General features: G+C 60.4%; 23 protein-coding genes. 12 read left to right on the plus strand and 11 right to left on the minus strand.

From position 1 onward, the window contains the following. Nucleotides 1–65: 65 nt before the first annotated feature. Nucleotides 66–962 carry an aminoglycoside phosphotransferase family protein gene (locus ACIQUH_RS06805; RefSeq protein ID WP_400813320.1) on the plus strand — a complete coding sequence of 299 codons (897 nt, stop codon included), beginning with the start codon at nucleotides 66–68 and terminating at the stop codon, nucleotides 960–962. 38 nt (nucleotides 963–1,000) lie between these two features. Here the strand turns inward: ACIQUH_RS06805 and ACIQUH_RS06810 are convergent, their stop codons facing one another. Next, nucleotides 1,001–1,927, minus strand: coding sequence for a DMT family transporter (locus tag ACIQUH_RS06810; protein WP_400813321.1), 927 nt, complete (start codon nucleotides 1,925–1,927; stop codon nucleotides 1,001–1,003). A gap of 198 nt (nucleotides 1,928–2,125) precedes the next feature. On the opposite strand from ACIQUH_RS06810, the gene gcvA reads away from it, so the two are divergent. The 3 genes from gcvA to ACIQUH_RS06825 are packed head-to-tail and all read left to right on the plus strand — an operon-like array spanning nucleotide 2,126 to nucleotide 4,218. Then, complete coding sequence (gcvA, locus tag ACIQUH_RS06815; protein ID WP_400813322.1) at nucleotides 2,126–3,028, plus strand: transcriptional regulator GcvA; 903 nt, start codon at nucleotides 2,126–2,128, stop codon at nucleotides 3,026–3,028. 43 nt (nucleotides 3,029–3,071) lie between these two features. Further along, nucleotides 3,072–3,680 carry a 3'-5' exonuclease gene (locus ACIQUH_RS06820; RefSeq protein ID WP_400813324.1) on the plus strand — a complete coding sequence of 203 codons (609 nt, stop codon included), beginning with the start codon at nucleotides 3,072–3,074 and terminating at the stop codon, nucleotides 3,678–3,680. 46 nt (nucleotides 3,681–3,726) lie between these two features. After that, nucleotides 3,727–4,218 (plus strand): CreA family protein, encoded by a 492-nt coding sequence (locus ACIQUH_RS06825; protein ID WP_035220532.1) that lies wholly within the window; start codon nucleotides 3,727–3,729, stop codon nucleotides 4,216–4,218. 235 nt (nucleotides 4,219–4,453) lie between these two features. Here the strand turns inward: ACIQUH_RS06825 and ACIQUH_RS06830 are convergent, their stop codons facing one another. Next, on the minus strand, nucleotides 4,454–4,921 hold the full coding sequence (locus ACIQUH_RS06830) for a chemotaxis protein CheW (RefSeq protein ID WP_004430791.1): 468 nt from the start codon (nucleotides 4,919–4,921) through the stop codon (nucleotides 4,454–4,456). Nucleotides 4,922–5,018: 97 nt separating this feature from the next. Between ACIQUH_RS06830 and ACIQUH_RS06835 the strand changes: the two genes are divergently transcribed. From ACIQUH_RS06835 to ACIQUH_RS06845, 3 genes are all read left to right on the plus strand, one after another. After that, entirely contained in the window at nucleotides 5,019–5,306 is a 288-nt protein-coding gene (locus tag ACIQUH_RS06835) for a hypothetical protein (RefSeq protein ID WP_400813326.1), read from the plus strand. A 140-nt stretch (nucleotides 5,307–5,446) separates the two neighbouring features. Continuing rightward, nucleotides 5,447–6,055, plus strand: coding sequence for a cytochrome oxidase assembly protein Sco (gene sco / locus ACIQUH_RS06840; RefSeq protein WP_400813327.1), 609 nt, complete (start codon nucleotides 5,447–5,449; stop codon nucleotides 6,053–6,055). Nucleotides 6,056–6,135: 80 nt separating this feature from the next. Continuing rightward, a complete protein-coding gene (locus ACIQUH_RS06845; protein WP_400813328.1) occupies nucleotides 6,136–7,014 on the plus strand; it encodes a 50S ribosomal protein L11 methyltransferase in 879 nt (292 codons plus the stop codon). A gap of 147 nt (nucleotides 7,015–7,161) precedes the next feature. Here ACIQUH_RS06845 and ACIQUH_RS06850 read toward each other — a convergent pair whose 3' ends face one another. Beyond that, a complete protein-coding gene (locus ACIQUH_RS06850; protein WP_003522343.1) occupies nucleotides 7,162–7,335 on the minus strand; it encodes a hypothetical protein in 174 nt (57 codons plus the stop codon). A gap of 293 nt (nucleotides 7,336–7,628) precedes the next feature. On the opposite strand from ACIQUH_RS06850, the gene ACIQUH_RS06855 reads away from it, so the two are divergent. Beyond that, on the plus strand, nucleotides 7,629–9,470 hold the full coding sequence (locus tag ACIQUH_RS06855; protein ID WP_400813329.1) for an aminopeptidase P family protein: 1,842 nt from the start codon (nucleotides 7,629–7,631) through the stop codon (nucleotides 9,468–9,470). 86 nt (nucleotides 9,471–9,556) lie between these two features. Here ACIQUH_RS06855 and ACIQUH_RS06860 read toward each other — a convergent pair whose 3' ends face one another. Next, nucleotides 9,557–9,871 (minus strand): AzlD family protein, encoded by a 315-nt coding sequence (locus ACIQUH_RS06860; protein WP_400813330.1) that lies wholly within the window; start codon nucleotides 9,869–9,871, stop codon nucleotides 9,557–9,559. Next, a complete protein-coding gene (locus ACIQUH_RS06865; RefSeq protein ID WP_400813331.1) occupies nucleotides 9,868–10,581 on the minus strand; it encodes an AzlC family ABC transporter permease in 714 nt (237 codons plus the stop codon). The genes ACIQUH_RS06860 and ACIQUH_RS06865 overlap by 4 nt, the downstream gene beginning before the upstream one ends. Before the next feature lie 181 nt (nucleotides 10,582–10,762). Between ACIQUH_RS06865 and ACIQUH_RS06870 the strand changes: the two genes are divergently transcribed. Beyond that, a complete protein-coding gene (locus ACIQUH_RS06870) occupies nucleotides 10,763–10,999 on the plus strand; it encodes a DUF2164 domain-containing protein (protein ID WP_127757252.1) in 237 nt (78 codons plus the stop codon). 184 nt (nucleotides 11,000–11,183) lie between these two features. Here ACIQUH_RS06870 and pncA read toward each other — a convergent pair whose 3' ends face one another. Next, nucleotides 11,184–11,810, minus strand: coding sequence for a bifunctional nicotinamidase/pyrazinamidase (pncA, locus tag ACIQUH_RS06875; protein ID WP_400813333.1), 627 nt, complete (start codon nucleotides 11,808–11,810; stop codon nucleotides 11,184–11,186). A gap of 457 nt (nucleotides 11,811–12,267) precedes the next feature. Here pncA and ACIQUH_RS06880 point away from each other — a divergent pair, with 457 nt between their 5' ends. Further along, a complete protein-coding gene (locus tag ACIQUH_RS06880; protein WP_400813334.1) occupies nucleotides 12,268–13,554 on the plus strand; it encodes a tlde1 domain-containing protein in 1,287 nt (428 codons plus the stop codon). 14 nt (nucleotides 13,555–13,568) lie between these two features. Here ACIQUH_RS06880 and ACIQUH_RS06885 read toward each other — a convergent pair whose 3' ends face one another. The 5 genes from ACIQUH_RS06885 to ACIQUH_RS06905 all read right to left on the minus strand — a co-directional run bounded on the left by ACIQUH_RS06885 (nucleotide 13,569) and on the right by ACIQUH_RS06905 (nucleotide 18,649). Next, nucleotides 13,569–13,994 (minus strand): DMT family transporter, encoded by a 426-nt coding sequence (locus ACIQUH_RS06885; protein ID WP_020812062.1) that lies wholly within the window; start codon nucleotides 13,992–13,994, stop codon nucleotides 13,569–13,571. After that, entirely contained in the window at nucleotides 13,991–14,473 is a 483-nt protein-coding gene (locus tag ACIQUH_RS06890) for a DMT family transporter (protein ID WP_400813335.1), read from the minus strand. Before ACIQUH_RS06890 ends, ACIQUH_RS06885 begins: the two co-directional genes overlap by 4 nt. Nucleotides 14,474–14,745: 272 nt before the next feature. Further along, nucleotides 14,746–15,558, minus strand: a complete 813-nt coding sequence (locus tag ACIQUH_RS06895) for a glycosyltransferase family 25 protein (RefSeq protein ID WP_400813337.1) — start codon at nucleotides 15,556–15,558, stop codon at nucleotides 14,746–14,748. 104 nt (nucleotides 15,559–15,662) lie between these two features. Next, the gene (locus ACIQUH_RS06900; RefSeq protein WP_400813338.1) at nucleotides 15,663–18,137 is read right to left on the minus strand and encodes an ATP-dependent helicase; all 2,475 of its coding nucleotides are present in this window, start codon (nucleotides 18,135–18,137) and stop codon (nucleotides 15,663–15,665) included. A 101-nt stretch (nucleotides 18,138–18,238) separates the two neighbouring features. Further along, on the minus strand, nucleotides 18,239–18,649 hold the full coding sequence (locus ACIQUH_RS06905) for a carboxymuconolactone decarboxylase family protein (protein ID WP_003522357.1): 411 nt from the start codon (nucleotides 18,647–18,649) through the stop codon (nucleotides 18,239–18,241). A gap of 239 nt (nucleotides 18,650–18,888) precedes the next feature. Between ACIQUH_RS06905 and ACIQUH_RS06910 the strand changes: the two genes are divergently transcribed. Further along, entirely contained in the window at nucleotides 18,889–20,055 is a 1,167-nt protein-coding gene (locus ACIQUH_RS06910) for an efflux RND transporter periplasmic adaptor subunit (protein WP_400813339.1), read from the plus strand. After that, the gene (locus ACIQUH_RS06915; protein WP_400813340.1) at nucleotides 20,052–23,201 is read left to right on the plus strand and encodes an efflux RND transporter permease subunit; all 3,150 of its coding nucleotides are present in this window, start codon (nucleotides 20,052–20,054) and stop codon (nucleotides 23,199–23,201) included. Before ACIQUH_RS06910 ends, ACIQUH_RS06915 begins: the two co-directional genes overlap by 4 nt. The last annotated feature ends 13 nt before the right edge of the window (nucleotides 23,202–23,214 follow it).

Here is a 23,214-nt window from a genome sequence, read left to right on the forward strand (position 1 = left end):
TATGCCGTCATCGCCGTGTTGTCTTGCACCGCCAGAGGTTTGCGCCCGCAACGGGGAAGTGCATCATGGATGACCGTATCGTTGTCATCGCTCAGCAGGTCCGGGCGCTGATCGCCAGCCAGTTTCCGCAATGGGCGGCGCTCAATGTTCAGCCGGTGGAACTGAGCGGTTGGGACAATCGCAGCTTTCGCCTGGGTGACGATATGCTGGTCCGCATGCCGAGCGCTGAGCGCTATGTGGCGCAGGTGGAGAAGGAGCATCGGTGGTTGCCGATCCTTGCACCGTTTCTGCCTTCCCCAATCCCGGTGCCATTGGCGCTGGGGCGGCCGGACGAAACTTATCCGTTCTGCTGGTCCGTTTATCGCTGGCTAAAGGGCGAACCTCTCGCCCGGCATCTGGACAGCATCGATCTTTCGGCCATAGCCGGTGATGTTGCGGCGTTTTTGAAGGCGCTGCATCACATCGATGCTTCAGACGGTCCGCGGGCCGGTGCGCATAACTTTCATCGCGGCGGTTCGCTCGCGGTTTATGATAGAGAAGCGCGGGCCTCGGCGATGCGCCTTTCCGATGAGGTGGATCAGGCGCTGGCCATGGAGATATGGCAGCTCGCGCTTTCGAGCCATTGGCAGGGGCAGGGCGTGTGGGTGCATGGCGACATTGCCGAAGGTAATCTGCTGGTGCAGGACGGCCGCCTGTCGGCCGTTATCGATTTCGGCAGTTCCGGTGTGGGTGACCCGTCGTCCGATCTTATTCTCGCATGGAATGTGCTTGATGCCGAAAGCCGCGCCGTTTTTCGCCGGGCGCTTGATCTGGATGAGACTGCATGGCAGCGCGGGCGCGGCTGGGCACTGTGGAAGGCGCTGATCGTGCTGGATGCCGAGCGCGGGCGTCACGAAAAAATGGCCGAATGGTCGCGACGGACCATTCGGCACGTGTTTGCGGATCACGCCGCCGCCGTCTGAACCGCTATCGCAGACGCGCCATGCAATAGGTATCGCCTTCACTGCAGCCGCTGGCGAGGCGGGCGCAATCTGGAAAGCAATCTGCCGTCGATCGCCGCCAGCCCGGCAGCAATCATCGCCATGCCGGCGAAGTGCTTGATTTCCAGTTGTTCCCCGAGAAGCAGCGAGCCGAGCAGGATGGCGCTGACCGGGATGAGGAAGGTGACGAGAGCGAGGTTGGTGGCGCCGGCGCTTGCGAGAATACGGAAGAAGATGAGGTAAGCGAGCGCCGTCGACAGGAGGGCGATGCCGATCAGCGCGCCCCAGGTGCCAAGGCTCGGCATGGCGAGCGTCCATGGCTTGTCGATGAGGAGGGCGGCCGGGATCAGCATCAGTGTTGAAGACGAAATCTGGCCGGTGGCGGTCATCAGCGGCGGCACGCCCATGGCTTTGAAACGGCGGCCGAATATGCCCGCGAAGGAATAGGAGATGGCGGCGCCGAGAATGGCGATCTGACCCCAGAGGCCGGACGAGCCGGCAAAGGCGGCCGGGCCGATCATCGTCGCCACGCCGGCAAAGCCGATCAGCACGCCGGTGAGCTTGTTGCCGGTCATTTTTTCGTCAGCGGTCAGAAAATGCGCGACGATGACGGTGAAGAGGGGCGTGGTGGCATTGAGGATCGAGGCGAGCCCGCTGGCAATCTGGGTCTGGCCCCAGACGATCAGGCAGAAGGGAATGATGTTGTTGAGCAGCCCCATTCCGAAAAAGGCGCGCCACACCGCCCATTCGCGCGGCAGGCGAAGGCCCATGAGACGGCAGACGATCAGAAGCGCGATTGCCGCAAGACTGACGCGCAGCGTGACGATGGTGACGGGCGGCAGTTCCTTGACGGCGACGCCGATAAAAAAGAACGATCCGCCCCACAGGAGCGAAAGCGCGACGAGCATCGCCCATTCACCGGCATCCATCTGTTTCTGTATCGCCATCGTCGTCTCCCAAAAGCATCAGTATCGACATGATCGCAGACGGGACTGCCGTCATCCACCCGATATCGGTTGAGTTTATCTCAAACTGATAATGTGTGTGTTTCGCCACGCTTCATGTCCTGTTGCGCCTATTTACTCCCTGTTTTATGGTGTATTCAAACGATTGTTTCTCGCGCGATAATTGAGATGAGCTAAATCATGGCAGCCGAACTTCCCTCTCTGAAAGGGTTGCAGGCCTTCGAGGCCGCAGCGCGGTATCGCAGCGTAACGCTTGCTTCCAACGAATTGAACGTCACGCCCGGCGCGGTCAGCCTGCAGATCCGGGAGCTGGAAGCGCGCCTTGGCGTGCAGCTTTTTTCCCGAAAGCCGCGCAGCATCCAGCTGACGCGGGAGGGGGAACGTTATTACGGCGCGCTCCGCACCGCCTTTCGGATGATGCGCGAAGCGACGGCGGAATTGACGGCGCGCTCCGAGATCACGGTTCTGACGCTGAGCTGTACGCCGACTTTCGCCGTGCAATGGCTGATGCCGAGATTGCCTGCCTTTCAGCAGCAACACCCGCATGTGGATGTTCGCATCAGCGTGACGAACCGGCTGGTGGATTTTTCGCGGGACGATGTCGATCTCGCCGTGCGGCACGGTTTTGGCCGATATGAAGGGCTGGAGAGCATCCGCTTCATCGATGACAGCACCCTGCCGGTCTGTTCGCCGCAGCTTCTGGAAAAATATGGGCCGCTTCAGGAGGCGGGAGATCTGAAATCCGTGCCGCTTCTGCATGATGAAAACCGCAATGAGTGGCGGCGCTGGCTGGAGGCGGCAGGAGCATCCGAGGTCGATGCCTCCGGAGGCACGGTCTTCATCGACAGCAATGGCGCGCTGGATGCGGCAAAAGCTGGGCATGGCATTGCGCTCACCCGGCGTTCGCTCGTTTCCCGCGAACTGGCTGAAGGCGCATTGATTGCGCCCTTCGGGAAGGACATGGCCAGCACGCTCGCCTATTTTCTCGTTTATCCGCGGCGCATGCTGGATAATCCCGATCTGGTGACGCTGATTGACTGGATGCTTTCGGAGGCGCGTTCGACCGAGGCCGGTTCTCTTTGAGGCCAATACGGTCTATGCCGGAATGAAACAACGGGAATCACTCTTGAAAACCATCGCCATCGATTTCGAAACCGCCAATGAGGAACGGGGCAGCGCCTGCTCCGTCGGGCTTGCGTGGATAGAAGAGGGTGAGATCGTTCGCGTGGAAGAACGTCTCATCCGTCCGAAGGACATGCGGTTTTCGCCCTTCAACATTGCCGTGCACGGCATTCGCCCCGATGATGTCGAGGATGCGCCGGAGTTTCCCGAGGTGATGGAGGAGTTCATCGACGATATCCAGGGCGCCACCATGATCGCCCATAATGCCGCCTTTGATTTCAGCGTCATGCGGGCGTCGTTCGACAAATACCGGCAGTCCTATCCGGATCTTTCCTACCTGTGCAGCGTCAAGATTGCCCGCCATGTCTGGCCCAATCTGGCATCGCACAAGCTGAATGTGATTGCCCATCACCTCCAGCTGCGTTTCGTGCATCACAATGCCGCCGAAGACGCGGTTGTCTGCGCGGCTGCGTCTATTGCCGCTGCCAAGGCCTTGCGGGTTGCCCATGTCCGCGACCTGCCGGAAAAGATCGGCATGGTGGTCGGCCGTCTCACTTCCACCGGTTACCAGCCCTGCAGCATGAAAAAACGCGCTGTCTCCCGGGTTGCGTAACGCCTTCTTCCACCTATGTTTGAAGCAGCGTAACGGAGAAGATGCGATGACGATGAAAACTCTGTCGGGTTTGTTTGCGGGCTTTCTGGCATTGCTTCCGGTGACAGCGGCGCATTCGCAGGTCGTTGGCGAGGTCGGCGTCGACTGGATCGGCAATGACATCGTCATCGAGGCGATCGCGGATCCGAAGATCAAGGGTGTCACCTGCCACGTTACCTATTTCGAGCGCGGCGTCATCGATCGGCTGAAGAACGGCAACTGGTTCGAAGACCCGTCCAACAACGCCATTTCCTGCAGCCAGACGGGACCGGTGGAGATCGGCGATATCGATCTGTCGAAGGGCGGGGAAGAGGTGTTCCGGCAGGGCATGTCGCTGGTGTGGAAGAAGCTCGTCGTCAGCCGCGTCTATGACAAGGCGAATGACACGCTGATCTACCTGGTCCATGCGCGGGAACTGACCGACGGTTCGGCCAAGATGGCGATATCGACGGTGCCGCTTTATAATCAGCAGGTGACGTGGCAGAAGGGCAAGCCTTGAGGGTTTGTCAGACCCTGTCCGTCATGCCGGACTTGATCCGGCATCCAGCCACGGCGCGTCTGCGCCGTGAGAAGAGTCTATTGCGATAAAGGACTTGATCGCGCTGGACTCCGGATCTAGTCCGGGGTGACGGTGTGCGGATGCAACGGGACTGCCAGACTATGAGCCCCGCGCCGCTTCAACGGTGCTGGCGCTAGGCGCTCCAAATCCTATCAAGAGGCAATAGCCGGCCCAGTCAGGCCGCTTCGCGCGCCAGCTCGTCCGCAATGACCGTGTCGAGGTTGAGGAAGCAGACCATGCTCTTTTCCAGCGCCACGATGCCGCGGCAGAAGCTGCGCTGCTCTTCGGGAATGATATCGGGCGCGGGCTGCAGATCTTCGGAGCGGATGGTCATCATGTCGGAGACCTGTTCCACCAGGAGGCCGACCAGCTTGCCGCCGATATCGGTGACGATGATGGCGGAGCGCTCGGACGGTTCGGTCATCTTCATGCCGAGGCGGCCGGCCATGTCGATGACGGGAATGACGGCGCCGCGCAGGTTGATGAGACCGAGAACATAGGGCGGCGTGTGCGGCATCGGGGTGACCGGTGCCCAGCCGCGGATTTCGCGGATCGCCATGATGTCGATGCAGAATTCCTGATCGCTCAGATGGAAGGAAACGATTTCGAGATATGCGCCGGATTGCTTGATGGCGTTGGACATGACGGCAGGTTTCCTCTGATGGCTCTCTAACAGGCCCGCGCAGGATTGAGCTTTATGCGGTGGCCGGAGAATGGACCGGGAGACATCATGTCGAGGCTTGAAAAACCGCTATGGTCATAATGCACAGCAAGATTTTAAACTTTCCCTAACAATTGCCCCGGTCCCGCCGGCAAAACCCGGTATTTTGGCGGTTTTCGCGCTCACGCAAACAGGTTATGATGAGCATATGAACATGCTCGTTTCCCATCCGCTGAAGTTTATTCTGGCAAGTCTTGCGGTGGCGGCCTCACTTGCCGTTGTGCTTCTTGCCTTTGACGGCTGGGTGCGGCACAGCACGGATATTTTCCTGTCCACGGTGCAGAGCGGCATTGCCTGGTGTCTGTGACGCGTTTTCCAGTCCGGGCTTTGTGACAAATCAGCGCGGTTAGTCCAAATACGTCCAGTTGATTTGCCGTCCCCGTCGCCTTTCGTTATCTGTCTGCCAGGCTTGCGACATGCCGCCAGCTTTCGGGGTAGGATTGGACAATGAGAAACATTCGCATCGTATTGTGGGCCGTTGTGCTCGTTCTCGCCGGTGTCGTCAGCTGGTTGACGATCGAGATGACGAAGACCCGCGAGCAGATGGTCGAGACGGCCTATGGCGTGCCGTTCGAACTGACCGCGCAAAACGGCCAGCCGATCACCGAAAAGGCGTTTCAGGGCAAGCCGACCGCGCTGTTCTTCGGTTTCACCCATTGCCCGGAAGTCTGCCCCACAACCCTGTTCGAGCTGAACGGCTGGATGGAAAAGGTGGATCCGGCCGGCGACAAGCTGCAGGCCTATTTCGTTTCCGTCGATCCCGAGCGCGATACGCCTGAGATCATGCGGCAATATGTCTCCAACGTCTCGAAGCGGATCACCGGCATCACCGGCCCGGCCGACAAGATTGCCGAGACGCTGAAAGGCTATCGCATCTATGCCAAGAAGGTGCCGGTGGACGAGAAGGATCCAAATGGCGATTACACCATGGATCATACCGCATCGGTGATCCTGCTTGACGCCAATGGCCGCTTTGCCGGAACGATCGCCTATGGTGAAAACCCTGATGTTGCCGAGCAGAAGCTCCAGAATCTTCTGAAGGGCGCGAAGGCATAATTGCACCGGGCTTATTGGACTGATGAAGGTTTTGTGGCAAAGGCAGATTGAGTAGCCCTAGCCAGAGAAAGCAGCCCGCCGTGAGCGAAATCCGCCTCTATGTCACCACGACCGAAATCCAGGCTGGTGAAATCCTCGATCTCATGTCGGACTATTTCGGTGAGGAGGATGTCGCGATCGCCACGACCGAGGTGGATGAGAAGCGCGACATCTGGGAAGCCTCGGTTTATCTAATGGCCGATCAGGAAGAGGAGTTCCGCGAGCGCGTCAGCGCGCTGCTTGCTCCTGTCTTCCCCGGTCTCGTCATCGAGAAGGAGACCGTTCCTGATGTCGACTGGATCGCCAAGTCTCTCGAGGGGCTGAAGCCGGTTCGGGCGGGGCGCTTCATCGTGCATGGCGCGCATGATCGCGACAAGGTGCAGGCGAACGATCTGGCGATTGAAATCGAGGCGGGTCAGGCTTTCGGCACCGGCCATCACGGCACGACGGCAGGCTGCCTTGAAATGATCGAGGAGGTTCTGCGGGCACGGACCGTGCGCAATGCGCTCGATCTCGGCACCGGCAGTGGCGTTCTTGCCATCGCCGTGCGCAAGATGCGTCCCATTCCGGTGCTGGCGACGGATATCGATCCCATCGCCGTGAAGGTGGCGAAGGAGAATGTGCGGCTGAACGGTATCGTCTCGGGGATGGCGCTGGAGACCGCGCCGGGTTTCCATTCGGATGCCTTCCGCAAGCATGGCCCGTTCGATCTCATCATCGCCAATATTCTGGCGCGGCCGCTCATCAAGATGGCACCGCAGCTCGTCACGCATCTGGCACCCGGCGGCACCGTCATCCTGTCGGGAATTCTCGCATCACAGCGCTGGAAGGTGCTTTCCGCCTATAATGGCGCAAGGCTTTCCCACGTCCGCACCATCTGGCGCAATGGCTGGGTGACGCTGCATCTGCGCAAGGACTGAAGTTTTCGCAACATCCCTTTCGGACAAAAGAAAAGGCGGCGCTTTCGCGCCGCCTGGGAACCCACGAGCATGGGAGGAGCTTGCTCAAGCGGGTCGACGTATTCTTGTTCAGACGCGGGGGAGGGAGGATCGCCGCGCCTGATGTGATCAGAATACGTAGCTGGACTTTGCCTTGCGACGCAGATCGGCGCGGTTCATGCCGAGCGCTTCGAGCGACTTGTCGTCGAGGTTCAGAAGGGCGGCGTTGACATGGCGGCTGACCTGACGCTCGCGTGCTTCAACGACGCGATCGAAGGCGGTGCGGAGGAAAGATTTTGCCATTGCTTCAAATCCTTGTTTGCCAGGAGAGTGTCTCTCTCGCTGTGTTGATCCTGATATAAGCGATGTGTTTTTGTTTGGTTAGAGGGGATAGTTCAGGGTAGGCGTGCGTATTTCGCATGGCTCTTTGCCTTGAGTATTACTTATTTCGCAAAAAATGCACAATTTATCGCCGTAATCCTGTCTGTCATATATGGCTTGAAACCGGCTTTATCCGCGTGGCATTGTCGTTGCGCGCCAATGATTTGACGGCGCGAACGAACAGCTTTTCCCATGACAGTTCCCGAAAGACGCCCATGTTCCAGACCTTCGAAAACAAATCCGCGCCGCAATTCGGCAAGGCCCGTGTCGAGGCGCTGCGCGCCGGTTTCGACGCCCTTGGTATTGACGGTTTTCTGGTGCCGCGCGCCGATGAATATCAGGGGGAATATGTACCTGACTGCGCCGAGCGCCTGTCATGGCTGACCGGCTTTACCGGTTCCGCCGGCATTGCGCTGGTGACGCGCACGGAGGCGGTGGTTTTTGTCGATGGCCGTTATACGACGCAGCTCAAGTCACAGGTCGATCAATCGGTCTTCAGCGGCGGCGATCTGGTTGGCGCGCCACCCTCCGTCTGGCTGGCCGAACATGCTTCCCAGGGTTTCCGGCTCGGCATCGATCCGTGGCTGCACACCGGCGCGGAGCTGAAGCGGCTGGAAAAAGTGCTTGCCGGCAAGGGTGGTTCGGTCGTTCTTCTGGAAAAGAACCCGCTCGATGCCCTGTGGCGGGATCGTCCCTCCGAGCCGCTGGAACCTGTCGTTATCCAGCCCGAAGCCTTTACCGGCAAGCTCGCAAAGGAAAAGATCGCTTCTCTGGCGGAAACGGTCGCGGCAAAGGGGGCGGATGCCCTGCTGGTCACCGATCCGTCGTCCATTGCCTGGATTTTCAATATTCGCGGCAACGATGTGCCGCATACGCCGCATCCGCTCGCCCGCGCCATCCTCTATGCGGATGGCAGGGCGGATATTTTTCTCGACAAGCGCAAGACCGGCATTGAGACCGAGGCCTATCTGGCGCAGCTCGCGACACAATTGCCGCCGTCGAAGATCGCAGATCGCCTGCATGCCATAGCCAGCGCCAAGGGTCGGGTGATGGTCGATGCCGATCTGACACCGGTGGCGCTGACCGGCGCAATCACGGCAGCGGGCGGCTCGCTCATCGAGGAGGCCGATCCTGTCCGCCTGCCGCGTGCACGCAAGAACAAGGCGGAGCTGGCCGGCTCCGCTGCCGCTCATGTGCAGGATGGCGCAGCCATGGTCGAATATCTCTGCTGGCTGGACCGCCAGCAACCCGGCAGCGTTACCGAAATCGCCGCCGTGAAGGCGTTGGAGGTCGCACGGGTCAAGGTGGGGCAGGGGATGCAAAACCCGCTCAAGGACGTGTCTTTCGATACGATTTCAGGTGCCGGCGAACATGCCGCCATTATCCATTACCGTGTCACCACCGATACGGACCGCACCCTTGCGGACGGGGAGATGTTCCTCGTCGATTCCGGCGCGCAATATGTCAACGGCACCACTGATATCACCCGTACCGTCGCAATCGGCGCCGTTCCGGAAGAGCAGAAGCGTTTCTTCACACTGGTGCTGAAAGGCATGATCGGCATCAGCACCGCGCGGTTTCCAAAGGGAACGCGTGGTTGCGATCTCGATCCGCTGGCGCGCATCGCGCTGTGGAAGGCGGGTGCCGATTACGCCCATGGCACCGGCCATGGCGTCGGTTCCTATCTTTCGGTGCATGAGGGGCCGCAGCGGATATCAAGGCTTTCGACGCAGGAGTTGCTGCCGGGCATGATTCTGTCCAACGAGCCGGGTTATTACCGGCCCGGCGCTTTCGGCATCCGCATCGAGAACCTCATCTATGTGCGCGAGGCGGAAGAGGTGGCCGGCGGCGACCAGCCGATGTTCTCCTTCGAGACGCTGACCTGGTGCCCCATCGACCTAAGGCTGGTCGTCACGGCTCTCCTGACCGATGAAGAACTGGGCTGGCTGAACGCCTATCACGCCGGGGTTCTCGAAAAGCTTTCTCCCTTGATCGCCGACGAGGAGGTTAAGGCGTGGCTCGTTGCCGCAACCAAGCCATTGGAGCGAGTCGCTTAGAGCGTTTTCGCTTTTTTTCGATCACGAAAACGCTCTAACTCTCTATTTTGTCGCATTTCCGGACGGAAAACCGGGCTCCACTTTTTCTAAAACAGCGGGAAGTGCCTGATCGCGATGACGATGGCCCAGCCGATGGCCAGCATCGTCAGGCCGGGAAAGCGCAGGCAGACCAGAAGTGCTGCCACCATGCCGATCTTCACCTCGTATCCGCCTTCGAAAAAGGCGGGTGCGACGAGCGTGGTCAAAACCGCCACGGGAACGGCGTTCAGTCCCGCCTCCATGCGCGGCGGGATGGATTTCATCCGCGTCATCAGCACATAACCGCCGATGCGGGTCAGATAGGTGGCGATGGCGGCGAGCGCGATCAGGATCAGCGTATCGGTGTGCAGCATGTCGCTCATGGCGTTTCCACCCCGGAACCTGTTCCGGCGCCCGGCTTCGGCGGATAGAGGACCGCGACAATGATACCGGCAATCGCGCCGAGGCTGACATGCCAGGGCGATCCGACGAAGTGATAGGCGACCGTTGCACCAGCCGCGCTTGCCAGCATGACAGGGTAAAAATTCTCCCGCTGGCGGAAGCTCAACACCATGCCCATGAAATAGATCGGCAGCAGCACATCGAGACCGATGGCTTTCGGATCGCCGACCATATTGCCGAGCGATGCGCCGAGAATGGTCATGGCCAGCCACAGCACATAAACGGGCGTGGCGAAGCCCATGTACCAGGAAAAGCCGACCGTGCCGGTATTTTCGTATTTCCTCACTGATTCGGCGAATTGCGGATCCACCAGCACGAAGAAGCCCGCGGCTTTTTGCAGGAATGACCAGTTCGAGATCATTCGGGCAATGGCGGCGGAATAGAGGATATGGCGAAAATTGACGGCGAAGACGGAAAGAACGATCAGCCAGGGGGCAACCTTCTGGCCGAACAGTTCGATTCCGACGAGCTGGCTTGCGCCGGCATAGACGGTGCCGCTCATGATCGTGGCTTCGGTGATGCTCAGTCCGTTATCGACTGCGACTGCGCCGAACAGCGCACCGAAGGGGGCGGCGGAGAGGGCGATCGGGAAACCGCTCTTCAATCCCTCGCGAAAATCTGCATTGAACATTTCTGGAGACTCCTTGCCCGCCGCTCTATCGCCGTCCCGGCCGGCTGGCAAACGAATTGCATGAATGGATCGATTGATTCCCTTGAAGCATCCGTTACGGTAACGCCTCATATGGCCGGTGCCGGGCGCCATTTCATCGTGTTTCTCCCGCACCGCTTGATCGTCAGACGATGGAAGATCGATGCTGGAAAAGCAGGAAAAGGCCGCTCTGGCCGCACGTATCCGGGATTATCTTGCCCGGGAGACCGAAACCGAAATCGGCCTTCTGCAGGCGGAAATCTTCGTGGATTTTCTGGCCGAGGAGCTGGGGCATGTTTTTTATAATGAGGGGCTCAGGGATGCGCATGCTGCGATCCTGAGACGCCTTGAGGATGCGGCAGGCGATATCGACGTGCTGGAGAAACCGAAGCCGCGCTAATGGTACTCTCCTTCCTCATCCCTGTGCTCGTCACAGGGATCCAGCCAGCCCAAGCCTTGGGCTGAGAAGAGTCCTTTCGCCACGCGGACGCGTGTCGGCTGGATTCCTGTGACGAGCACAGGAATGAGGGGGAGTGGGGGATCCGCCCTGTCCGGTAGCGTTCGTTTTTTAAACGCGACGAGCCCTAGTCCCGCAAAATGTCACGGCTTTTGAGAATGGCCGCGCCTTTTTCCCGCATCGTCGAAATCGCGGCCTTGATGCCCTGCGGATCGATGCCGCGGCTGGCATCTTCGATGAAACGGACATTCACACCGGGCAACATGTCGAGGGCATCGAGCACCGAAAAACTGACGCAATAATCGGTGGCAAGGCCGCAGACGTCGAGTTGCGTGACACCCTGACGGCTCAGATAGTCGGCCAGTCCCGTCGTCGCCCCCTGGTCATTGTCGCGAAAGGCGGAATAGCTGTCGACGGCGGGGTTTTCGCCCTTCTGCTGAATATAATCGAAGGCTTCCGTCTTCAGATCCGGATGGAATTCCGCATCCGGCGTGCCCTGCACGCAATGGTCCGGCCACATCATCTGCGGTTTGCCGGAAAGTTCGCCCATGTCGAAGGGTTTCTTGCCGGGATGCTGCGAGGCGAAGCTGCCGTGATTTTCCGGATGCCAGTCCTGCGAGGCGACGATCAGATCGTAGCCGCCATTGTCGATCAGGGCATTGGCGACGGGCACGACCCTGTCGCCATCGGCAACGGCCAGATTGCCGCCCGGGCAAAAACCGTTCTGGATATCGATGAGCAGCAGCGCCTTCATGATGTGCCTCCCTTTTCAAGGCAGGATGCCAAGCCGGCTTTGACGGATCAAGCCCCTTTCGACCTATCCGACAGGCACTGATGTTTCGGGCGGGGGGCTCTTCCTGTCGCAGTCCTGCCGCATTTGCAGCAAATTTCCGGCCAAGTCGGAATTTACCTGACAATGCGGCGACGGAAATTTTTAGGCCGATGACGCTCCTTTAAGGGGCATTTCCCCGGATCAGGCGATGCGGATGCACGCAGTCCCGGCGCAAGTCATTGTTTTGCCTTCGCCTTACAATGCGCAGACCTTAACGAATTATTTTTGCAGGGACTCGTAAACACTTTGGTTACCATAATTCGTCATGCTTCGAACCAGTCAGTTCCGAAACCGGCGTGGTGTTTGCCCGCCTTTCGGATGTCCCAAAATCCCTCCGGCGTCGGCCGGGTGTGCGTGAACGGTTCGAGTAACGAGTATCATGGCGTTTTCTGCTGCGGCCTATAATGGCGCCGGTCTTGCCGGTTCGTCTTCCGTCAAGAGAGGCAAATCCTTTTCGTTCGGCCGAATGTCCGCCCTTCTCGGCGGCGGCGCCTTTGCAGGCCTTTTCGCCGTCGCCGCCTTTGCCTCGCTGCACAGCATGGCTGCCGCTTCGCATGGTGTCGGGCAGTTTGAAAAGACGCTGGTGACGCGATTCGCTTCCACTGAGACGGCAATTGCCCACGCTGCCGCGCGGGATATTCACGTCCGCAAGTTTTCCCGCCTGAGCGACCACAGCCATGGCCAGCAGAAGGCGGTTCGCCTCGCCGGCATCATGCCCGAGATCGGCGCGAAGGAATTCGGCGAGCGCTTCGGCGCGGCTGCCAATGCAAAAGGGCAGGCGACGGTGAAGCAGCTTGCCGCGCTCAAGCCGTCGGCGATCGTCGATTCGGCGCTTGGACGCACCTCCGAGGTTGCCTATCAGAGCGCCGTTCCGCAGCATCCGGCATTTGAAGTGGCGCTGGCACGGCCGCAGATCGAGGAAGAGGCAAGCAGCCTGCTGCCCGATGATGTGCCGCTGCCGAGCTTCCGTCCCGAGGTTGCGACGGCTCAGACGGTTGAGCCGTCACCGCGTCCCGCGACACCGTCCAAGGCCGAGGAACATGTTCCGGCCGTCGTTTCGGCACCGGCCTTCGATGCGCCGGTTCCCCTTCGCGCGCCTGCGGCGCCGAAGCAGAGCACCGGCGCCATGCTTGCCTTTGCAAAGCCTGACAATCCGATGCGCGAACCGAGCAAGATGGATGCGGTTCCGTGGCCGGATCGCGGTAATGGCACGGCGATCTACGATATTTCCTCCGGCGTGGTGCACATGCCGAATGGCGAGAAGCTGGAAGCGCATTCCGGCATCGGCAAGATGCGCGACAATCCCGATTACGTGCATGTGAGAATGCGCGGTTCGACGCCGCCTTCCAGCTATCGTCTGACGATGCGCGAAGCGCGGTTCCATGGCGTCGAAGCCATTCGCCTGACGCCGGAAAACGGTGTCAACCCGCATGGCCGTGACGGTCTTCTGGCTCACACCTACATGCTGGCGAAACGCGGCGAATCGAATGGCTGCGTGGTATTCCGGGATTATCAGCGCTTTCTGGCCGCCTTCAAGCGCGGCGAAGTCAAGCGCATGGTGGTGGTGCCGAAGCTGAACGGCAACCGTCCGACACTCGCAAGCAGTGGGGGTAAGAGCGGCGGCAAGACGCTGCTCGGCATGTTCTCGCGCGGCAGTGATTCCTGAAGGCTGTAAACCCTCTAGCGGCCGCGCCGCTGTGTCAGCACCATGCCGGCGAAGATGAGCAGGATGCCGAGTGCGCTTGCCCAGAGTTTCGGCGGATGATCGCCGAAAAGATCGAGAACCACGCCTGAGACCATCTGGCCGCTGATGACCAGAAGAGCGGTATTGACCGCACCGATGCGCGGAATGAGCCAGCTTCCCGAAGCGATGAAGACGACGCCGATCGGCCCGCCGATAAAGGCAAGCCATGGCGCGTCGGCAGCACCCGGCGGAATGAGACCACCGACGATGAGGCCGATGACCGTCAGCACGGCAAAACCGACAATATGGTTCCAGAACGATGCGATGAGCGGCGAGTTGGAGAGGCTGAGGCGGCCGTTGATCTGTCGGCTCAGCGCCACGAAGACGCCGCCGGTAAAGGCCATGGCGATCCAGACAATCATGCCGTTCTCCCGACAAGGATGATGAGTGCGCTGCCGCAGAGAATGAGCGCCACCGCCGCCATGTCCCGAAGGTCCGGCCGCCTTTTTGGCAGGCCGAAGAGGCCGAAAATATCCGCCAGCAGGCTGAAGATCACCTGTCCGCCGAGACCGAGCGCAATGGTGCCGGAAAGCGCCAGCGGCGAATTGACGGCGGTGGAGGTGAGGATGACGATGGCCGCACCCACGACCCCGCCGCAATAGGCCCAGAGCGGCGCTTTCGGTTTTTCCGCCGCGCCTTCATCTTTCTTCGGGCGCATGATGGCGAGATAGATCAGCGCCGCCACCGTGCCGGTGCCATGCGCCGTCCAGGAGGAAAACAGCGCGTTGCCGTAATGGGCAAGCTGACCGTTGAAATGCACCATCAATGTCAAAAGGCAGCCGCTGGCGAAGGCGGCGGCAAGATGCAGCGGGTTGAGGCGTGGATGTGTCGTGTCTGTCATGGCGGGCCGGCAAAGCTGAAGATGGAGACGAGCTTTAGCCGATATGTGCCTGAAGCGGAATCGAATTGCGCCGGCTCACGGTTTTAGACGACATTATCCTGTGCGTTGCGGAACAAGCGATGCGGCCACGCATTATTGCAGCATGAAGAAAACGACGCGCAAACCATTGAACCGGATGACGATTTTCGTCATTTCGATTTTCCTTCTCGCAGCCGTGGTCGCGGCCGTCTATCTCGTCGGCTTCACGCCCGGTGAAGTGTAGGACGGATCGGTCAGCGACCGGCCGGAGCGGTGTTGCCCTTGCCGCGTTCCATCGCAACGCCCGCCTTGGCGACGGCGAAGCGGATGCTCCGCATCAGGAAACGGCTGGTTTCGAGAAAGGCGCGATAGGGCAGCACGGTGAAATAACGCCAGCGCGGCAGGCGGTAGATGCGCAGATTGTTCTGGATCTGGCTTTCCCCGTCCGCATCCTGCGTGGCGCAGAGCGGATAGAGGAAGGCCGCCTTCAGCCCCGCGAGATATTCCAGATCGAATGCGATGTCATAGGCGAGCCGCATGGGGATCAGTTTCGCTATCCATTTTCCGGCGCGACGGTTGACGAGATAGGCTCCCGACCCTTTTTCCCGCGTGATCGCAATGGCGAGCGAACGGCCATTGGACAGTGGGCGGAATGGAAATTTCCGGCCGTTGCTGACCGTCGTCAGCCGCAATAAATCCCAGTCGCCGCCGTTCAGCACCGCCTCGTCTATGGCGTTGAGAAAATCGTCATCGAAGACCACGTCATCCTCAAGGATGAGCGCGATATCGGCATCGCCCTCCATGAATCTATTGGCGCAGGCGACATGGCTGAGATAGCAACCGATTTCCGGCGGCGAGGTGCGGCGGCCGTGCATGAGCATGTAGGAAATCTCGCTGAATTCCGGGATCGGGTAATTCAGTTCCCTGCCATTGACGCCGGGGACACGCTCCGCCTTGAGCCCCATGGCATCGAGGCGCGCGGTCATATCCGCGAGGCGTTTGGTGGCGCTGTCCATATTGATCAGGAAAACGGCAACCTTGCGCTGGCTTTTCGGTAATATATACAAAGCTGTCCTCGCCCGGTTTCCGCTTCCCCACTGCAACTCCTTTATTGCAACGGCATGACGCGGGCTATGGAAAAAGCGGTCTTCAGGCACTCATGGTTGTCGAATCAGACCTTTTCCACAAATCCATCCAGCACACGTTTCTGGCCAGCGCGGTCGAAATCGATCGTCAGCTTGTTTCCTTCGATGGCGGAAATATTGCCGTTGCCGAATTTGAGGTGGAAGACGCGGTCGCCAACGAAGAATTTCGATGGCGTGTCGGCCACGGATTTCGCCACCAACTCGCCGTCGATGGTGCGGGTGCGCGGGCCGCTTTCACCGTAACCGATGCGTTCGACCGCATGGCCGGAGCGGGTGCCCCAATTGTCGCGGGTGGCGTCGCTGCGGTTCTGCTGCGCGCGCTTCCAGCCGGGGGTGGAGTAGTTGTTGGTGAAAGGGTCCGCCTTGTCGAAACGCGACTGGCCGTAACCGCCGCGGCCGCCATAACCGCCGTAATTGCTGTCGGAAGCCGCGACATCCACATGGGCGGGCGGCAGTTCATCGAGGAAACGGGAGGGCAGGGTGGATTGCCACAGCCCGTGAATGCGCCGGTTAGACACGAACCAGATATGGCAGAGCTTCTTCGCACGGGTGATGCCGACATAAGCGAGGCGGCGTTCTTCCTCCAGACCGGAGCGACCGCCTTCATCCAGCGCCCGCTGGTGCGGGAACAGGCCTTCTTCCCAGCCGGGCAGGAAGACGGTGTCGAATTCCAGACCCTTGGCGGAATGCAGCGTCATGATCGAGACGGCATCGAGATTTTCGTTCTGCTCGGCATCCATGACGAGGGCGACATGCTCGAGGAAGCCGCGCATGCTCTCGAAGGCTTCCATCGAGCGGATGAGTTCCTTGAGGTTCTCCAGCCGTCCGGGGGCCTCGGCCGTCTTGTCGGCCTGCCACATGGCGGTATAGCCGCTTTCGTCGAGGATCTGCTCGGCAAGCGTGGTGTGTTCGGTGTTTTCCAAGAGGCCCTGCCAGCGGCGGAAATCCTGTACCACATCGAACAGCGCCTTGCGCGCCTTCGGTTTCAGTTCGTCGGTCTCGATGATATCGGCGGCTGCCGCCAGCATCGGAATATCGCGGGCGCGGGCGTAATCGTGCAGGTTACGGATCGTCGTATCGCCAAGGCCGCGCTTAGGCGTATTGACGATCCGCTCGAAGGCGAGATCGTCGGCCGGCTGGCAGACGAGCCGGAAATAGGCCATGGCGTCGCGGATTTCGAGGCGCTCATAAAAGCGCGGGCCGCCGATGACGCGGTAATTGAGGCCGAGCGTGACGAATCGGTCTTCGAATTCGCGCATCTGGAAGGAGGCGCGAACGAGAATGGCCATGTCGTTCAGCTTGTGGTTCTTGCGTTGAAGCTGTTCGATTTCCTCGCCGACCGCGCGGGCTTCCTCTTCCGAATCCCAGGCCGCATGCACCACAACCTTTTCATCGTCAGGGCTGCTGCGTTCGGTGAACAGTGTCTTGCCGAGACGGCCCTCATTATGGGCGATCAGATGGCCGGCCGCGCCGAGAATATGTTCGGTGGAGCGGTAATTGCGTTCGAGCTTGATGACCTTGGCGCCGGGGAAATCCTTGTCGAAGCGGAGGATATTGTCCACTTCCGCGCCGCGCCAGCCATAGATCGACTGGTCGTCGTCACCCACGCAGCAGACGTTCTGCGGCTCGCCCTTGGCGCGCTGTGCGAGAAGCCTCAGCCACATATATTGCGCCGTATTGGTGTCCTGATATTCGTCCACCAGAATGTAACGGAACTTCTGGTGATATTCCTTCAGAATATCGGTGTGGCGGCGGAAGATGCTGATCGGGTGCATCAGAAGATCGCCGAAGTCGCAGGCATTCAGCGTTTTCAGCCGGTTCTGATAGGCGGTGTAAAGCTCGCGGCCCTTGCCATTGGCGAAGGCGCGGCTGTCGCCCTCCGGAATATCCGGCGGCGTCAGGCCTTTGTTCTTCCAGCCGTCGATCATGCCGGCGAACTGTTTTGCCGGCCAGCGCTTGTCATCAAGACCTTCGGCCTGAATGAGCTGCTTGATCAGCCGCACCACGTCGTCGGTATCGAGAATGGTGAAATCCGATTTCAGGCCGACGAGTTCGGCATGGCGGCGCAGCAGCTTGACGCCGATGGAGTGGAAGGTGCCGAGCCAGGGCATGCCCTCGACAGCGCCGCCGACCAGAACGCCGATACGTTCCTTCATCTCGCGGGCGGCCTTGTTGGTAAAGGTCACGGCAAGGATCTGGCTCGGATAGGCGCGGCCGGTCGCGAGGATATGGGCGATGCGGGTCGTCAGAACGCGGGTCTTGCCGGTGCCGGCGCCTGCGAGCACGAGCACGGCGCCGTCAAGCGTTTCCACGGCATCGCGCTGTTCCGGGTTGAGGCCGGAAAGATAGTCGGGCGCGGCACGCGTCTGATCGCGCGCCGCCATGGCGCGGGCGGCAATGCCAAGCCCGCCGCCGCTTTCTGCACCGGCACTATTCGTCGCCCTGCGCGGCGCCACGGGTTCTTCATCGAAGAACGGCATATCGTCAAAACTGTTGCTCATGCGGCCCAATGTAGTGATTCGGGATATAAAGGCCAGAACCGTGTTCTGCTTTTATTCCGGTATCAACTGTCAAAACGCCCATTCCAAGGCATTTTTTCGCTTCATGCCTGCCTGTCGGCGTCGAAAGCGGCGTCAACGGGCACTTGCAGCGCCACCGCAAGCTGGTTTGTCTTGGCGGCAAGTGCGATGACGCGCAGCAAATCGGCATGCTGCTCTGTCGTCATGCCCTTGGCTTTGGCGGCGGCCGTGTGGGAATGAGCGCAATAGGAGCAGCCATTGGTGACGGAAACGGCGATATACAGCATTTCCTTCACCACGGGATCGAGCGCCGAAGGTGTTGCCATCACCGCCTTGACCTCGCCCCAGGTCTTTTCAAGCAGATCGGCATCGAAGGCGAGGTAGAGCCACATATTGTTGATGAAATCCGATTTGCGGGTGGCGCGGATATCATCGAACACCGCCTTGACGCGTGGATCGGTTTCCGGGTTTTCGGTCTTCGTCACGGTGCTCATGGCTTCCTCCGGTTATGGCGTCCTGGAGGCAGATTAGCCCACTGGCGGATATTTGCGACAGGAATGCGTGGCCCCGATTGTGGTTTGGCTGCTGCGGATGGCAATTGCCCCCAAATTACAATTACGTAAGGAACGGTTTTGTGCGTTGCCTTGCCCCCGCCAAGCGGGAATACTGCATCTGTCCCGGAACCTACGTTTTCGGGAATGCTTTATGCTGCGCGGATCAACCGGAGAAATATATGCGGGTCTGGAAACAGGTGGGTGTCAGTGTTGCCGTGGTGGGAGCGGGGCTCTGTCTCTGGGGCTTTTATTCGCCCGAAGCCCGCAATGTGCTCGCCGCGATCGGGCTTGGCAAAACGCCTGCCGGGGCGATCGAAGTCGCCGCATCCGGCGGTTCGACCGCCGGTGCGTCCACAGGGCAGAATGCCGGCGGTGCGCGCCGCAACGGCAACGCCACCCTGGTGGTGACGGCCCCGGTGAAGAAAGGCACGGTCAATGACAGGTTGAACGCCATCGGCAATGGCGAGGCGATCCAGTCGGTCGTCGTCATGCCGCAGGCTTCCGGCACGGTTTCGGAAATCCGCACGTCATCCGGCGCACGTGTCGTGAAGGGGCAGGTGCTGGCACGGCTCGACGATGAAGAGCAGGTGATCGAGCGCGACAAGGCACAGGTGACGCTGCGCAGCGCCGTCGAAAAATCCAATTCCTACAAGAACCTGAAATCCGTCTCCCGCCTCGATGTGCTGGATGCGCAGATTGCCGAGGAAGCCGCCAAGCTTGCGCTGAGCACTGCCGAACTCAATCTCAAGCGCCGCGACATCGTTGCGCCGATAGAGGGTGTGGCGGGTATTGTCGCCGCCAATATCGGCGATAATGTCACCACGCAGTCAACCATTGTCAGCATCGATGACCGGTCCGAAATTCTCGTCAACTTCTGGGCCCCAGAGCGGTTCGCAACCGCGATCAAGGTCGGCATGCCGGTGGAGGCGACGTCCATTTCCCGCCCCGGCGAGACTTTCAAGGGTGAGATCGAAGCCGTCGACAACCGCGTCGATGAGGCGAGCCGCACGATCCGCATCCGGGCGAAGTTCGGCAATGAGAAGGACGAGCTGAGGGCCGGCATGTCCTTCGGCGTCACCATGCGTTTTGCCGGCGAGACCTATGCCTCGGTCGATCCGCTGGCCGTGCAGTGGGATGCTGAAGGCTCCTATGTCTGGCGCGTCACCGATAATAAATCGAACAAGGTGCGGGTGCAGATCGTGCAGCGCAATCCCGATGCCGTTCTAGTCAAGGCGGAGCTGGCGGATGGTGAGCCTGTGGTGATCGAGGGCCTGCAGCGCGTGCGCGAAGGCGGCGCGGTCCGCGTCGGCAGCCAGCCGAAGCCCGAGGAGGTTGCCAGCCAATGACGACGCAGCCGCCCTCCGGTCAGGATTCCAAGCTCGCCTTTACCGCATTGTTTGTGCGCCGGCCGATCCTGGCGGCGGTTCTCAACACGCTGCTGGTCGTTGCCGGCCTTGCGGCTCTGGTCGGTGTCGAAGTGCGCGAACTGCCCGACGTCGACCGGCCGACGATCAGTGTCAGGACCACCTATGAGGGGGCGGCGCCCGAAACCATCGATCAGGAAGTGACGCAGACCATCGAAGGTGCGGTGGCGCGTGTCAGCGGCGTCAAGTCCATCTCGTCCAATTCGCAATTCGGCACCAGCCGCGTGACACTGGAATTCGGTGACAATGTCGATCTGGCCGTCGCCGCCAACGACGTGCGCGACGCCATCGGCCGCGTCACCAACCAGTTGCCTGATGATGCAGACGAGCCGCAGATCATCAAGGCGGATTCCGACAGCCAGCCGATCATGCGCCTTGCCGTCACCTCGTCCACGCTCAGCATGGAAGACCTGACCAAGCTGGTGGATGACGAAATCATCGATCGCCTTGCCGCCGTCGATGGCGTGGCGGATGTGGAGCTTTACGGCGATCAGGAAAAGGTTTTCCGCGTCGATCTCAATCAGGCGGCGCTCGCCAGCCGTGGGTTGACGGTGACGGATGTCTCGAACGCGCTGGCGAGCGCTGCCCTCGATGTGCCGGCGGGATCGCTGAAAAGCACGACGCAGGATATCGTCGTGCGCGCCACGGCCAGCCTGACGAAGCCCGAGGATTTCTCCAATCTTCTCATCAAGAACAATATCCGCCTGCGCGACGTCGCGACCGTCATGCTGGGTGCGGATGACGAATCCACGTCACTGCGCTCGAATGGCGTGCAGGGCGTCGGTCTCGGTGTCATCCGTCAGGCGCAGTCGAACACGCTCAGTATCTCTACCGGCGTGAAGGCCGCCGTCGATGCCATGTCGGCCAATCTGCCCGAGGGTACGCGCATCGTCGTAACCAGTGACGATGCCGTCTTCATCGAAGGCGCGCTGCACGAGGTGGAACTGGCGCTCGGTCTCTCGGCGATCATCGTCGTCGTCGTGCTTTATCTGTTCCTGCGCGATTGGCGCGCCACCCTCATTCCGGCGATCACCATGCCGGTGGCGCTGATCGGCACCATCGTCGCCATTTATATGGTCGGCTTCTCGGTCAATATTTTGACCCTGCTTGCGATCGTTCTGGCGACCGGCCTCGTTGTCGACGACGCCATCGTCGTGCTGGAAAACATCGTGCGCCGCCGGGCGGAAGGCATGGGGCCGCGGGCCGCTGCCGTTCTCGGCACGCAGGAAGTCTTCTTCGCCGTCATCGCAACGACGGCCACCCTTGCCGCCGTGTTCATTCCGCTCTCCTTCCTGCCGGGCCAGCTTGGCGGCCTGTTTCGCGAATTCGGTTTCGTGCTGGCCTTCGCGGTGGGCTTGTCCTCCATCGTGGCGCTGACGCTCTGCCCGATGCTGGCTTCCCGCATGCTGAAAGAAGGGCTGAAGGAACCGACGGGGCCGCTCGCCTGGTTCGGTAATGTTTTTGCCTCCACTTACAAAACGACGCTTTCCGCCTGCCTCAACAATCCGCTGATCGTCATCGTTGTCGCGCTCATCTTTTCCGGCCTGTCGTGGATCGCCTTCGGCATGATCCAGAACGAGCTGACGCCGCGCGAGGACCGCGCCTCGATCATGATGCGGGTCACCGCGCCGCAGGGCGTCAGCCTCGAATATACCCGTGACCAGCTGCAGCGGATCGAGGAAAACCTGCAGCCGCTGCGTGACAGTGGCGAAATCCGCAATATCTACTCCATCACCGGCATGAACGGCTCGTCCAATACCGGCTTCATGGTGCTGACGCTCGCCCCCTGGGCCGATCGCGAGCGGACGCAGAACCAGATCGCCGCAGATGTCACTGCCGCCGCTAATAAGGTCCCGGCGCTGCGCGGCAATGCGATGCAGCCGAACAGCCTCAGAATTCGCGGCGCCGGCAACGGATTGCAGATGGCAATGGTCGGCAGCAACTATGCGGCGCTGACCGAGGCGACGCAGAAATTGCTGCTTTCCATGGAAGAAAGCGGCCTGTTCGACACGCCGCGTTTCGACAATGAGCCCAATCAGGCGCAGATTTCCGTTTCCATCGACCGCGAGCGTGCGTCGGATCTCGGCATCGACATCACCGGCCTGTCGCGCGCCATGCAGTCGCTGCTGGAAGGCCGTTCAATCGTGGACGTCTTCGTGGATGGCGATGCGATCCCGGTCAGGCTCCTGTCCTCCACCCGGCCGATCAACGATCCGACCGATCTCGAAAACGTCTTCCTGAAAACCGGCGACGGCAAGATCGTGCCGATGTCGGTCATCGCGTCGCTCAAGGAAAATGCGGTTGCGCCGCAGCTCAACCGCGAGCAGCAGCTTCCCTCCGTCGGCTTTACCGCCAACCTCAAGGATGGCGTTTCGCTGGGTGAGGCGCTGCAAAAGGTGAATGAACTTTCGCAATCCGTCCTGCCGCCCGGCGCTCGTTTGCTGCCGCTCGGCGAGGCGGCAACGCTGGAGGAAAATTCGAGCGGCATGTTGCTGACCTTCGGTTTCGCTATCGCCATCATCTTTCTCGTGCTGGCCGCGCAATTCGAAAGCGTGCTGAGTTCGGTCATCATCATGACGACGGTGCCGCTCGGCCTTGCCTGCGCGGTCATCGCACTGCTGGTCACGGGCTCCAGCCTCAATGTCTATAGCCAGATCGGGCTTGTGCTGCTGGTCGGTGTGATGGCCAAGAACGGTATTCTTATCGTGGAATTCGCCAATCATCTGCGCGATCAGGGTGCTACCGTGCGTGAGGCCATCGAAAAGGCCACCAGCATCCGCCTGCGCCCCGTCATGATGACGATGATCGCCACCATTTTAGGCGGCGTGCCGCTGGTGCTGGCGCAGGGTGCCGGTGCTGAAGCGCGCATCGCGCTCGGCTGGGTCATCGTCGGCGGTCTCGGTTTTGCGACGCTGGTGACGCTTTACATCACCCCGGTCTCCTATCTGCTGATCGCCCGCTTCGCCAAACCGCAGGCGGATGAGGAAATCCGCCTCCATCGCGAGCTTGAACTTGCCGCCCGCCGCAAGGCGCTCGAAGAGGACAAGCCGTTGCTGGCGGCGGAATAAAAAACGGTTGCCG

The sequence above is a fragment of the Agrobacterium sp. NPDC090283 genome (genome assembly GCF_044769685.1).
GTDB lineage: Bacteria > Pseudomonadota > Alphaproteobacteria > Rhizobiales > Rhizobiaceae > Agrobacterium.

Excerpts from the sequence above, each read along its gene's own strand:
- ACIQUH_RS06865 (WP_400813331.1), bottom strand. The coding sequence starts at position 10,581 with ATGTTCAATGCAGATTTTCGCGAGGGATTGAAGAGCGGTTTCCCGATC.
- ACIQUH_RS06830 (WP_004430791.1), bottom strand. The coding sequence starts at position 4,921 with ATGTCCAACGCCATCAAGCAATCCGGCGCATATCTCGAAATCGTTTCC.
- ACIQUH_RS06805 (WP_400813320.1), top strand. The coding sequence starts at position 66 with ATGGATGACCGTATCGTTGTCATCGCTCAGCAGGTCCGGGCGCTGATC.
- ACIQUH_RS06900 (WP_400813338.1), bottom strand. The coding sequence starts at position 18,137 with ATGAGCAACAGTTTTGACGATATGCCGTTCTTCGATGAAGAACCCGTG.
- ACIQUH_RS06890 (WP_400813335.1), bottom strand. The coding sequence starts at position 14,473 with ATGACAGACACGACACATCCACGCCTCAACCCGCTGCATCTTGCCGCC.
- ACIQUH_RS06905 (WP_003522357.1), bottom strand. The coding sequence starts at position 18,649 with ATGAGCACCGTGACGAAGACCGAAAACCCGGAAACCGATCCACGCGTC.
- ACIQUH_RS06915 (WP_400813340.1), top strand. The coding sequence starts at position 20,052 with ATGACGACGCAGCCGCCCTCCGGTCAGGATTCCAAGCTCGCCTTTACC.
- pncA (WP_400813333.1), bottom strand. The coding sequence starts at position 11,810 with ATGAAGGCGCTGCTGCTCATCGATATCCAGAACGGTTTTTGCCCGGGC.
- ACIQUH_RS06825 (WP_035220532.1), top strand. The coding sequence starts at position 3,727 with ATGACGATGAAAACTCTGTCGGGTTTGTTTGCGGGCTTTCTGGCATTG.
- gcvA (WP_400813322.1), top strand. The coding sequence starts at position 2,126 with ATGGCAGCCGAACTTCCCTCTCTGAAAGGGTTGCAGGCCTTCGAGGCC.
- ACIQUH_RS06810 (WP_400813321.1), bottom strand. The coding sequence starts at position 1,927 with ATGGCGATACAGAAACAGATGGATGCCGGTGAATGGGCGATGCTCGTC.
- ACIQUH_RS06850 (WP_003522343.1), bottom strand. The coding sequence starts at position 7,335 with ATGGCAAAATCTTTCCTCCGCACCGCCTTCGATCGCGTCGTTGAAGCA.
- ACIQUH_RS06860 (WP_400813330.1), bottom strand. The coding sequence starts at position 9,871 with ATGAGCGACATGCTGCACACCGATACGCTGATCCTGATCGCGCTCGCC.
- ACIQUH_RS06870 (WP_127757252.1), top strand. The coding sequence starts at position 10,763 with ATGCTGGAAAAGCAGGAAAAGGCCGCTCTGGCCGCACGTATCCGGGAT.
- ACIQUH_RS06855 (WP_400813329.1), top strand. The coding sequence starts at position 7,629 with ATGTTCCAGACCTTCGAAAACAAATCCGCGCCGCAATTCGGCAAGGCC.
- ACIQUH_RS06880 (WP_400813334.1), top strand. The coding sequence starts at position 12,268 with ATGGCGTTTTCTGCTGCGGCCTATAATGGCGCCGGTCTTGCCGGTTCG.
- ACIQUH_RS06910 (WP_400813339.1), top strand. The coding sequence starts at position 18,889 with ATGCGGGTCTGGAAACAGGTGGGTGTCAGTGTTGCCGTGGTGGGAGCG.
- sco (WP_400813327.1), top strand. The coding sequence starts at position 5,447 with ATGAGAAACATTCGCATCGTATTGTGGGCCGTTGTGCTCGTTCTCGCC.
- ACIQUH_RS06885 (WP_020812062.1), bottom strand. The coding sequence starts at position 13,994 with ATGATTGTCTGGATCGCCATGGCCTTTACCGGCGGCGTCTTCGTGGCG.